At 47.7% G+C, this 11,747-nt stretch carries 8 protein-coding genes; 4 read left to right on the top strand and 4 right to left on the bottom strand.

Going from position 1 to position 11,747, the window contains the following annotated elements; genetic code table 11:
* Positions 1-38 precede the first annotated feature (38 nt).
* The 3 genes from H5336_RS13665 to waaA all read left to right on the top strand — a co-directional run bounded on the left by H5336_RS13665 (position 39) and on the right by waaA (position 4,522).
* Positions 39-968, top strand: coding sequence for a branched-chain amino acid transaminase (locus tag H5336_RS13665; RefSeq protein WP_185234829.1), 930 nt, complete (start codon positions 39-41; stop codon positions 966-968).
* Positions 969-1,390: 422 nt separating this feature from the next.
* Complete coding sequence (gene msbA / locus H5336_RS13660) at positions 1,391-3,202, top strand: lipid A export permease/ATP-binding protein MsbA (RefSeq protein ID WP_185234828.1); 1,812 nt, start codon at positions 1,391-1,393, stop codon at positions 3,200-3,202.
* Between the two features lie 6 nt (positions 3,203-3,208).
* Entirely contained in the window at positions 3,209-4,522 is a 1,314-nt protein-coding gene (gene waaA / locus H5336_RS13655) for a lipid IV(A) 3-deoxy-D-manno-octulosonic acid transferase (RefSeq protein ID WP_185234827.1), read from the top strand.
* 51 nt (positions 4,523-4,573) lie between these two features.
* On the opposite strand, the gene H5336_RS13650 is transcribed toward waaA, so the two are convergent.
* The 4 genes from H5336_RS13650 to H5336_RS13635 all read right to left on the bottom strand — a co-directional run bounded on the left by H5336_RS13650 (position 4,574) and on the right by H5336_RS13635 (position 9,628).
* Entirely contained in the window at positions 4,574-5,578 is a 1,005-nt protein-coding gene (locus H5336_RS13650; protein WP_185234826.1) for a HupE/UreJ family protein, read from the bottom strand.
* Positions 5,575-6,438 carry a peptidylprolyl isomerase gene (locus tag H5336_RS13645; RefSeq protein WP_185234825.1) on the bottom strand — a complete coding sequence of 288 codons (864 nt, stop codon included), beginning with the start codon at positions 6,436-6,438 and terminating at the stop codon, positions 5,575-5,577. The genes H5336_RS13650 and H5336_RS13645 overlap by 4 nt, the downstream gene beginning before the upstream one ends.
* A 41-nt stretch (positions 6,439-6,479) precedes the next feature.
* The gene (locus H5336_RS13640; RefSeq protein ID WP_185234824.1) at positions 6,480-8,423 is read right to left on the bottom strand and encodes a DUF3604 domain-containing protein; all 1,944 of its coding nucleotides are present in this window, start codon (positions 8,421-8,423) and stop codon (positions 6,480-6,482) included.
* Between the two features lie 566 nt (positions 8,424-8,989).
* Positions 8,990-9,628 carry a Crp/Fnr family transcriptional regulator gene (locus H5336_RS13635; RefSeq protein WP_185234823.1) on the bottom strand — a complete coding sequence of 213 codons (639 nt, stop codon included), beginning with the start codon at positions 9,626-9,628 and terminating at the stop codon, positions 8,990-8,992.
* A gap of 29 nt (positions 9,629-9,657) precedes the next feature.
* On the opposite strand from H5336_RS13635, the gene H5336_RS13630 reads away from it, so the two are divergent.
* The gene (locus H5336_RS13630) at positions 9,658-11,730 is read left to right on the top strand and encodes an adenylate/guanylate cyclase domain-containing protein (protein WP_185234822.1); all 2,073 of its coding nucleotides are present in this window, start codon (positions 9,658-9,660) and stop codon (positions 11,728-11,730) included.
* Positions 11,731-11,747 lie beyond the last annotated feature (17 nt).

Raw genomic sequence — 11,747 nt, 5'->3', positions numbered from 1 at the left:
TTCGGTAGACCGACAAACGCAAAATTTTGGAGTACACAATGTCACTCGCTGACCGCGATGGAGTTATCTGGTTCGACGGAGAATTAATCCCTTGGCGCGAAGCCAAGGTTCACGTCCTCACCCACACCCTGCACTACGGCATGGGCGTATTTGAAGGTGTGCGCGCCTACAATGCCGGGAAACACGGAACCAGCATATTTCGTCTGAAAGAACACACCGACCGCCTGTTCCGCTCAGCCCATATCATGAATATGGAAATGCAGTGGAGTAAAGACGAACTCAACGAAGCGCAGAAAACCGTCATCCGCGAGAATAATCTCGAAGAGTGCTACCTGCGCCCCATGGTATTTTATGGCTCAGAAGGCATGGGCCTGCGTGCCGACAACCTGAAAACCCACTGCATTGTCGCAGCCTGGGACTGGCCTTCGTACATGGCACCCGAGCTAAAAGAAACCGGCATTAAGGTACGCGTCTCCAGCTACACTCGCCACCATGTGAATATTTCCATGTGTAAGGCAAAAGCTAACGGCCACTACATCAACTCCATGCTCGCACTAAAAGAAGCACTGGATTGCGGCTGCGACGAAGCCCTACTGCTGGACACCGAAGGCTATGTAGCCGAGGGTAGTGGTGAGAACGTCTTTATCGTACGCGACGGCATCATCTACACACCCGAGCTGACCTCCTGCCTAGACGGTATTACCCGCAACACTCTGTTCCAGCTGGCCCACGCCTGCGGCTATCAGATAATCGAAAAGCGTATAACCCGCGACGAAGTCTATGTGGCCGACGAAGCCTTCTTCACCGGCACGGCCGCTGAAGTTATGCCTATTCGCGAACTGGACGGCCGCATAATCGGCGCCGGGCATCGAGGCCCCATCACCGAAAAGCTGCAAACTATGTATTTTGACGCGGTGCGCGGTGGGCTAGACCAGTTCTCTGAGTGGTTAGATCCGGTTAAGTCATAACCAGCCCTCGCTCCTCCGATGGTGGGGGAGCGAGCAATCAAGCATAACTAAACGTCACCCCCGCACATCGTTACAAGAGGTAATGTAACGAATTAAAACAATACAGGCGCAATTGTTGAGGTTGGAGCCTACAAGGTTTTACCTTTGCAGCTTATTCACCGCTGCAAGTGCAGCAACTCCGAATATGCAAACCCTAGAGCGGGGCTTCAAAAAAACAGCTTTAGTGCTGACGGCCACGGAAGAAAGAAATGCAGTTATTACAGGAACAGAAAACAGCCACCTTTAGAGTACCCCAATTCATCTCGACAATTGTTCCTGCATTACTCTAACATCACGATCCATGGCGAAGCTTCAATTCAAAATTTTTGAAAGCTCAATGCTTTGCTCACTAAGGTGGTAAATTCGCCGCCGCGCGAGGAAAAATGACAGCAAACAACGCCACAGAGCCAACCGACGTGGAAAACCCAGGCGTTCAAACAGCCGACCAAACCGGCCTATACCGCCGCTTACTCGGCTACGCCTTTGAATATCGCCGCTACTTCATCATAAGCATTGTCGGCTTTGCACTATTTGCCGGTACCCAAGCGTTAATGGCGATGATTCTCGAGTTTTTTCTCAACAACCTCGAAAACCGCCCCACCAACACCTTTGGGTTTATCCCCCGCGAAATAACCAGCGCACTCTATTTTGTACCCGTGTCGATTATCATTCTCGCGGTGTTTCGTGGCATAGGCGGCTTTCTCGGCAATTTTTATATGAGCCGAGTCGGCCTCGGCGTTGTCAACGATTTACGTAAATCTGTTTTTAGCCACATGATGGGGCTTACCCAGCGGTACTACGACGAAAAAAATTCCGGCGAACTCGTCTCTTTAATTATTTACAACATAGAGCAAGTCACCGGCTCCGTAACCCGTGCCGCCAAAATATTATTTCAGGACGGTTTTCAAGTTATCGCGTTTCTCTCTGTACTGCTTTACCTTAACTGGCAGCTCACACTGGTCTTTATAGCGGTTATCCCCTTGCTTGGTGGTTTAATTTATCTGGCAAGTCGGTATTTTCGTCGCGTCAGTCGGAGCATTCAATTAGCCGTGGGTAAGGTCACCCACATTGCCACGGAGAGTTTTCAAGGAATAAAGCTGGTTAAAAGCTTTAACGGCGAACCGTTCGAGAAAAAACGTTTTAACAGTGCCACCGACGAGAACCTGCGCTTCGGCATCAAGTTTGAACGTGTACACGCGGCACAAACCCCCGTACTGCATTTCGTAATCGCCGGCGCACTAGCGGTACTGTTTTTATTAGTGCTCCTATTTTGGGACGATACCGCAGCCCGCGCCGTGATGTTTGTTTCGGTTGCCGGCGGCATTGCCAAACCCGCACGACAACTCACAAGTATCAATTCCGTCATACAGCGCGGATTAGCCGCAGCAGAAACCATTTTTGATACGCTCGATATGCCCTTGGCTGAAGACACAGGCCGCAAGCAACTCAATGCACCTAAAGGCGAAATCTCGTTCAACGCTGTTAGCTTCAGCTATCAGCCCGAACAACCGGCACTCAAAAGCCTAAACCTACAGATTCGACCTGGTGAAACAGTAGCGTTGGTGGGTGCCTCCGGTAGTGGTAAATCCACGATTGTGAATTTATTACTCCGCTTTTACGACCCGCAGCACGGCAGCATTACCATTGACGGTGTTGATATAAGAGAACTCTCGCTGCACAATTTACGCAACAATATTGCACTGGTTAATCAGCAAACCATTCTTTTTAACGACAGCGTTGTTGCCAACATAGCCTACGGCTGTGAAGACCAAACGGTGTGCCGTGAAACAGCCATCGACGCAGCAAAAAATGCTAACGCCGACCACTTTATTACCCAACTTGAACAGGGATACGACACCAAAGTTGGCGAGAGCGGCGATCGTCTGTCTGGCGGTCAACGTCAGCGACTTGCCATCGCCCGCGCACTATACAAAGACGCCCCCATACTGATTCTCGACGAAGCGACCTCGGCACTGGATAACGAGTCGGAAAAACAAATTCAAAAGGCGCTGGAAAATTTAACCCGAGGCCGAACAACGCTGGTTATTGCTCACCGCCTTACTACCATCGAAAACGCCGACAAAATTGTTGTGCTCGAACAAGGCGAGGTGCTCGAAGCGGGCACCCACGACGAACTGTTAAAAAACAACGGCCCCTACGCGCGACTCCACAGCAGCCAAGGCGCAATTTCGTAAAACACCATGCGCCTGCTCTATACCGCCATATTCACACTCTGCATCCCATTAATATTGGTAAGGCTCTGGTGGCGTGGTAAAAAAGTACCCGCCTATCGCCAGCGTTGGCGTGAGCGCTTTGGGCTTATTCCTCCACGGCAAAACGACAAGCCTACCCTATGGGTACATACGGTTTCCGTTGGTGAGTTTATCGCCGCGCGCCCGATGCTAGACAAATTGCTGCAACTCGAAAGCTATAACTTGGCCATAACCACCACAACCCCTACCGGCTCCGAACGCGTTACCGAAGCCTACGGCAATAAAGTTTACCATTGCTACCTGCCCTACGATTTACCCTTTTGCCTCGCACCATTTTTTAAAAGAATAAACCCCACGATAGCGATCTTTCTAGAAACAGAACTTTGGCCAAATACCCTCCACGGCTGCTATAAACGCAACATCCCCGCGCTTCTTGCCAACGGCAGACTTTCGAAAAAGTCAGCAAAGGGTTACCAAAAGTTTTCCTCGCTCACCACACCCATGCTCCAAAAACTAACCGCCGCCGCCATTCAAAATACCGACGACGCAGCCCGATTTGAAGCGCTTGGCCTTGCTCGCAAAAAAATCAGCATTACCGGCAGTATCAAATTTGATATCGCAATAACCGCAGCACAAGCACAAGCCGCGCAAACGTTAAAAAAAGCATTGGCGGGCGAAGACGAACCCCCTATATGGATAGCCGCCAGCACCCACAAAGGCGAAGACGAACTTGTCCTCGATGCTTATTCCCGTGCGCGTGAAAAAATCAAACACTTAAAGTTGATTTTAGTACCCCGCCACCCAGACAGATTCAATCAGGTATTCGAGCTTTGCCAAAATAGGGGCCATACAACTCTGCGCCGCAGCGAAACAAAAGACACTACGGAGAGTAAAGTATTTGCCAATTTTGATATTCTGCTAGGCGATACGATGGGTGAAATGATGCTACTTTACGGCTGCGCCGATGTTACCTTTGTGGGCGGTAGCTTTGTCGAAAATGGCGGTCACAACACCATCGAACCCGCGGTATGGCAACTACCCATTATCACAGGCCCAAGTCAGTTTAATTTTGCCGATGTTTCCCAGCAGCTAATTAACGCAGGCGGGCAAACCATAGTCCATACCGCTGCAGAACTTGCAGAACAACTGCACACACTTCTTACCACCAGCGAAGGCAGGCAAAGCGGAAAGGCTGCCGCAAACGTTGCTAAAAGTAATCAGGGCGCACTTTCTCGATTAATGGGCCTCATTAATCAAACCCTCCAACACGACACTAGCCGCCCGCAGAGAAATCACCAATAGCACGAAACCCAATCAAACAAAATATTGCAATTTTAAAACGCGATAATACTGTTAAAAAGATGCCACTCGCTGAATAAACCAAAAAGCGGCAACAGTGCCAATCGAATAGGCGGGCAACTGCAAACCCCATCGCCACTTAGCCAAACCTACACGTCGGAGAATCGCGCAGGCGATTAACACGCCAAAAATAAACACTAGCTGTCCAACTTCTACACCAAGGTTAAAAGCGACTAAAGAAAGGGCAATCTCATCTTGAGGCAAACCAATATCCGTTAATGCCCCCGCAAAACCAAAGCCATGTAACAGACCAAAAATAAACGCTACGAGCCATGGGAACCTAGCCGTTAAGCTCGGCTTGCCATGATTAACTTTTATTAACTCACTTGCCAAAAACAAAATTGATAACGCAATCACCGCTTCAACGGGCGGCCCCGGCACCCAAAATAGGCCCAACGATATAGCCGCCAAGGTGATACTGTGGGCCAACGTAAAAGACGTTACGGTAAACATCAACTTTCGCCAACCCACCACAATCAGTACCAGCGCCAACACAAATGTTAGGTGGTCAAAACCAGAAAGAATATGATCCACACCCAAAACAAAATAATCGCTGGCAACATCCAAAAACGAGCGCTTACCCTCAATCTTTATCCAAGGCTGGTTTGGGCGTGCAATGGCGGTAGACTGTCTACCATCTAACCAGAACACTCGCACAAAAACATCGGTAATAGTCGATTCGAGGCCAACAAAGCGAATAGTGCTGCCCTCAATTTTCTCATCACTAAGTTTTACCACTCGACTGTGGAGTTTTGAATCTGCAACGTCGCGAACAGTGGGCGTACCGATAGTTTCCCACGTGCTTGGAAGCTCCAATGTAGCGGGATGAGGTAGCTTATAATAGTTTGGGGCTTGCCAATTGATTTCGTACTGATCATTAGTTAATTGGCGAACTTCCAACAAACTGGGCTGCAATTCATGGGCAAAAACATTAACCGACAACCCCAGTAATACCAACCAAAGCCACATCATTTTGTAATGTGAATATACGTTTCTCATCGCAGGCTAGTAATCTCGTCAGCATTTGAAATCATAGGGTCAACAACGACTTTGTAGCGTTTTCGCATAACCTCATATGCTTGCTCTTTTTGTTCAACCCGGTGGTACGCTTCATAATCCCGCAACACTTTTTCTCTAATCGACGCGAAAGACGGTAGTTCGCCCGGCTGCCTTTCGGTAACCTTTACTATGTGCAACCCAAAACTGGACATAACGGGGCCTTGCCAACTATTAACCGCGAACTGCTCTAGTTGGCTAGCAACGCCACCACCCAAATAATTGTCGATTTCTCGCGAGCTCATTAACGTAAACTCAAAGGGCAGTAACGTGTGATCAAACCCATCAAATGCACCACGCTCATTTATACCCTGCAATAACACCAAAGCTTGCTTATTTGCGTCTGCATGATTTTTTGGGTTAATAAAGAACTGCTGAAATGAAAACTGAGTATCGTATTTAAACGTGTCCGCGTGCTGCGTATAGAACGCCTCTAATTCCTCTTCGTCGGGCTCAGCCACCAATAGGTCTTCTAGGAAAAATTCGAGTTTTCGGCGCATTCGACTTCGCACTTGAGGGTCACCTTGATCAAGCCCCATCGCTATAGCTTCACGATAAAAAACTTCATCTCGCACATACTCCTCAATCAACGCGTCCAATTCCGATTGAATGGGTGGGCGCAACTTAGTAAGGGTAAAACGAGAAGATATTTGACTAATTTGCTGACTAGAGACTTGAATGATGTTGGGGGCTTGAGTGTACTGTCCCTGACGGTAGTCATAAAACAAAAACAACAAAAACCCAAGAAACAGAAAATGTAAAAGCGGCTCTTTAAAGAGCCGCTTAATAGAAAAACCAAACATAGTTAGGTGTATTCCAATATTTTTAAGAAAGCAATGACGACCTAGGGCGTATACCAAATAGGAGAGGTATATGCTCGTTCTTGACCAATTGTAGTTGCGCCTTCAGGAAGCTCAATGTCAAAACGGAAGGCATCGTAAACAATCCAACGAGGGGTAGGAATCTCAAGCACTCGAGCATAATAAAAAGCGCTTTGCTCCGCATTAAACTCGGGATCAACCCAAACCGTCGCCAACTCCGAAGCGCCAATGGTATTTTCCCAACTGGCGTTTTCAATGTCTACGGTATTGCCTACGGCAGGAAGCTTACCTTTTCGATTAATTTTACGGTCACCGGACCAAGCCACATCGTAAACTTTTTCGTGCGCTTTACCTTTACCGTCTGACCAGCCTTTTACAATTTGAATGCGATCCAAATTAGCACTGAACTGATCTCGAATGGCATAAACCATAAATGACGGCGCTTTTTTGTCTTTCGCTTTGGTTAAATCGCCACCCATCGGCACGCCTTTTTCGTAGCCTAAAAACGAAGGCTGGCGAGTATTTAGATCGTCTTGCGAGAAATCCCAACCACCGAAAAAGCGTACGGAAATTCTTGGGCCGGTTGTCGCGTAGGTTTCTTTACGCTCCATGGCATCAAAGATTGCCTCTCGGGTATTCTCCTTCGCCCAAACCGCTTGTAGGCCCGAAGCCACTTGCTGCCAACTAAAACGCTCGCCTACATCGGTTTTTTGAAAAGGGTGTTCCAAACGCGTGGGTGACGCTTCATAACCCGCGTGCTTACCCATAAAGTTTTCTTCTTCAGCCGTTGGCATGCCGGTATGGCTATCGGTTGCACCGACAAAACCAAACTTATAAGGGTTAACGCCCAACTTTTCTTCTAACAGTAAACCATTTTTTAACGCTGAACGAGCGTACTCGTATTGCAGCATGTCATCGGTTTTGGCTTTACTTAAATCCAGATTACCTTCATCCCATGTTTCATAATCGGCAAATTCATCGTCTGGAGAAAGAAAAGGGTGGGCTTCGCCATCGCCTTTTATCTGGGTGATTTCATAGAGCACTTCCCACTTTGCTCGTGCCTCTACATATTTGCGGTCTATCTCTCGACCCGTATATTGCTTATCTACAGGAAACATTATGCCGTTAGAAAGGTTACCGTTATGGGCTAGCGTTAGCGCATTACCTCCCGTTTTTGCCTCATAGTTTTCTAACCATGCATAGAGGTCTAACGGGTCTACACTACCTAAAGGCTTCTGGGTGGTATAGGGTACAATCTGTGACACCTTGTCGGCATTATCGCGGAATACAACGTTGCGGTGCATATTTGCGCCCTCAACTAGAGACGTCCACTCAAAACCAAAAAGCGCCGTAAAGCGGCCGGGCTCATTATATTCGTCTGCCGTTTTGACCATGTAGCCCCATATAGAATCATATTTTTTAGAGCCGGGTGAATACATTTCAATCAAGTTCGGATCAAGCTTTCCCTGAGAGAAAGTTTCAATTAAATTGAGTGCCGTTTCAGCGGCAGCATTGCCACCTTTTTTAATACCTTCATGCCAACGTTTCGCCTGCTCAGACTTCATAACAGAAGCTTCGCCACTTACAACATCTTGAATCATACCCATCTGATCGGAGTGATCGGTAATAACTAACCAATCAAGTGGGCGAGAAAGCTTAACCTTCTGGCCATTAGACGTTTTAATTTGCTCACCCTTGGCAAGCTTATAAGCTTCTTCGTGACCCAATCGCGCACCAAAAAGCCCTGCATCCATGGAGTAGCCAGTGTGTAAATGCGTTTCACCCCACAACGGGAAAATGGGGTAGTCTCGCTCAGCATAAGGAGAGTACTCTTTCCCTGGGTACTTGTGGCTAAGCATATCTTTCGTAACAACCATGCCTTCTAATGATTCACTAGAGTAGGCAGACGAGGCTATTAAAGGTAAAGACAATGCGACTAGGCACGACAATCCTAACGTTAATTTCATAGTGATATCCTTTACAATACGTAGGGTACTTATTCGATACGAATTACTGAGGTGATCGGCAAGCGCGAAGGCATCCACCAAGTTAAACATTATTTTTTTTATGTTTAACCTTACTTTGGGCCACACGAACACTAGACCGTTCATTATGCCCACTTATTGACGATAAAACTAACTTCAGCACTGCCACTCCGACAAATGGCACCAAAATCACCCCCCTACAAAAAACCGCTACTTAACACCGCTTGTCCTAAATTTACGCCATAACTAAAAAGCGCCTGATCGCTACCCCCCCTCTTCGGCCGGTGAGACAATGCCTTCGCCCACAAACTAACAGCCCGAATACCTGATACAGCATTAATAAGGGGTATCACCGTCAACATCGTTGTAAAAAGCTTTGTATCAGGCAAACACCCATAGTCTTGAGGCTTTTCAGGTCAAGCCGTTACTACCGGGCGAAAAGCCATTGCCCAATTTTGAAAAAGGCACTTAAACACGTTTGCGAAGTAAAAAGCAGGTTAAGCGCACCACTATTAAAGACCAGCAGCAACGCGGTATAAACAAAAAAACTACCAGTTGCGCGGTAGTTTTTTCTTTAATTCGATACAGCCTGAATGCTGCTCAATATACTCACCAATAATTAACTGCTTCATTATGCGACTCACCATCTCTCTCGAAGAGCCGACCATATTGGCAATATCTTGATGCGTGACCTTGGGGTTATGAATTTGCTGTTTGTCATCCGCCAACTTTTCCAGCGTATGACTCACACGTCCGTACACATCGAGCAAAGCGAGATCTCGCACGCTTTCTGTAAGCTCTCTAACACGCCGAGTTAACTCGCGGTTCATTACCAAGGAAAAGTCATGGTTATTATTTAACAGTTCCTGAAAGCTGGAACGAGAGATAACGGTTAGCTCGCAGGGTGCCACCGTCATCACCGATGCTGAACGCACCTTGCCATCCATTAGCGAGAGTTCGCCAAAATACTCACCTTCCTGCATGTAATTAAGAATTACCTGCCGCCCTTCATTGTCACTTAAATATACGCTCACCGTACCCTGGCGAATAATGTATAAGTGATTGGATTCATCGCCTTCTGTCACCAAAATGGTATTTTTTGGGTATTTGCGTGTAGAACTGAGCTTTTCCAGCTCTGTGAGGTAATGAGGCGGTACCTCTTTAAACAGATTGACGGTTTCTAACATGGGCTCGTTTCGCTGAACAATTGGTAGGCGTGTATGATACCCACAACTATAGCGGCCTGACACCAAACATCACCATTATGCTTTTCTCGCCACATAAAGATTCGAATGGGCCATTTGGGGAATATTTCCAAGAGCTTAACTTACTCGGCCGAGGCGGCGCAGTAATCATCCTCATAATGATGTGCCTGCCGCTGCTAATGGCCACCACCACAGCACTGAATAATAGCGAGCAGGTTACCGGTTTGCAGTGGCTATTTAAGCTGAGAGGTGCCCAACCGGTATCAGAGCAAGTGGTGGTGGTTACCATCGACCGTGGATCTTCCCGCAACTTGGGCAACCCGGAACAACTTATTCGCTGGTCACGAGAAAGCTATGCCAAGCTACTCAATCGACTCGCGCAACTGGGCGCAAAAACGGTTGTATTCGACATTTCGTTTTTAGAACCAAGGCCCCAACAAGACAGCATGCTTGCCAAAGCCATAGAAAACCATGGCGAAGTCATTCTGTTCAAATATTTAAAACGCAGCCGAGTAAAAGGCGAACACAGCGCCCTGGATATTGAGCAAGAAATACAAGCACCCGAGCCACTACTGAAAGCCGCCGTGGGTGATGCCAGCTTCACCCTGCCTAAATTTCCAGCGCAGGTGGTCAAAACAGAACTGATCCGCGAAGCTAGCAATGGCGCCGAACTCACACAACCGCTACTCAGCCTATGGGTGTATCACTACCACCTGTTAAACGAGCTAGCCGGTAAAGTAAAGTCCGCTGGTGGCTCCCATACCCTGAGCCACGCGCCCCAAAAAGACAATATCAATGATTACGTACGGCTGCTACGTTGGGAGCTAGAGGCCAACCAAACCTTTCGAAAACAGCTGCTCGAGCAACTGGCAAAGCCAAAAAGTAGCGCCGAGTTAAGGGCGTTGGTACACCAAACCACCCAGAACCGTGCGCACTATATTAATTACTACGGGCCACCCAATAGCCTGCAAATCATTCCTATAGATACCCTACTCAATAACCAAGCCCACCCTCTGCAGGAAAAAATACGCAATGCGGTCGTGTATATTGGTTTTGCAGAATCCGGGCAAACAGAACAGTACGATTCATACCGCACAGTATTTACCAGCGCGGACGGACTAGAGATTAGCGGTGTGGAAATATCCGCCACCGTTTTTGCCAATTTATTACACAACAGCGGTATCCAGCCATTGCACCCCGCTGTTCAATTATTAGTTTTATGGCTATTTACACTCCTACCGCTTATTACCCTATGGAAGCTCAGCCTACGCTATACCGTATTGGCCAATTTTTCGGCCTACGCGCTGTATCTTTGCTTAGCGGTGGCGCTCTTTAAACATAACCTTTGGCTGCCACTATTAGCCCCCCTCCTGCTAACGGCAATGAGCTTTGGGGCAGGGCTGTATTTAAAACTGAACATCCAAAGGGTGCGTGAGAAGAACGTTGAATTAGCCCTAGCCAACTACCTACCAAAAGAAATCGCCGAAGCCCTAAGCTACAACGTAAGCTCACTGGAGTCGCGTCACCAGCTGGTACAGGGTGTGTGCCTCATGACCGACATTCATGGCTACACCTCCCTCTCCGAGCAATTCAGCCCCACTGAGCTGCACCAGCAACTCAATACTTACTACGGCAATATTATTGATATTGTTAACAAACACGGCGGTGCCATATCCAATATTGTGGGCGACAGCCTACTGGCCGTCTGGACCAGCGACACCCTCAGCGCAAAAATTTGCCAAACAGCACTAAAAACAGCCCAAGAAATTATCCAGGAATTGCAATCAGCAACGAACAATGACCCCGACGATAAAAGCACCATCAGCTTTCCCACATCCATTGCACTGCATTGCGGTGAATTTTCTATTGGGCATCTAGGCGGCAGAAATCATTTCGAATACTCTCCGGTAGGCGACATAGTTAACACCACCTCGCGAATTGAGCAGCTGAACCGCAAGCTAAACTCGCAAATTCTCTGCAGCGACGCTTTCGCAACACTGCTCGACAAAGATAAAATGCGCTACCATGGCTTATTTGAATTAAGGAACAAACAACAGCCCGTGGGCATATATGAAATTCCTTAACATTTAAATGGCTGCAC

This window comes from Teredinibacter franksiae (genome assembly GCF_014218805.1).
GTDB lineage: Bacteria > Pseudomonadota > Gammaproteobacteria > Pseudomonadales > Cellvibrionaceae > Teredinibacter > Teredinibacter franksiae.
Note: the sequence above shows the minus strand (reverse complement) of the source record. Positions and strands in the feature narration are given on the sequence as shown.

Coding starts and splice junctions, on each gene's coding strand:
- H5336_RS13650 (WP_185234826.1), bottom strand. CDS start 5,578: ATGAGAAACGTATATTCACATTACAAAATGATGTGGCTTTGGTTGGTA.
- H5336_RS13635 (WP_185234823.1), bottom strand. CDS start 9,628: ATGTTAGAAACCGTCAATCTGTTTAAAGAGGTACCGCCTCATTACCTC.
- H5336_RS13645 (WP_185234825.1), bottom strand. CDS start 6,438: ATGTTTGGTTTTTCTATTAAGCGGCTCTTTAAAGAGCCGCTTTTACAT.
- waaA (WP_185234827.1), top strand. CDS start 3,209: ATGCGCCTGCTCTATACCGCCATATTCACACTCTGCATCCCATTAATA.
- H5336_RS13665 (WP_185234829.1), top strand. CDS start 39: ATGTCACTCGCTGACCGCGATGGAGTTATCTGGTTCGACGGAGAATTA.
- msbA (WP_185234828.1), top strand. CDS start 1,391: ATGACAGCAAACAACGCCACAGAGCCAACCGACGTGGAAAACCCAGGC.
- H5336_RS13640 (WP_185234824.1), bottom strand. CDS start 8,423: ATGAAATTAACGTTAGGATTGTCGTGCCTAGTCGCATTGTCTTTACCT.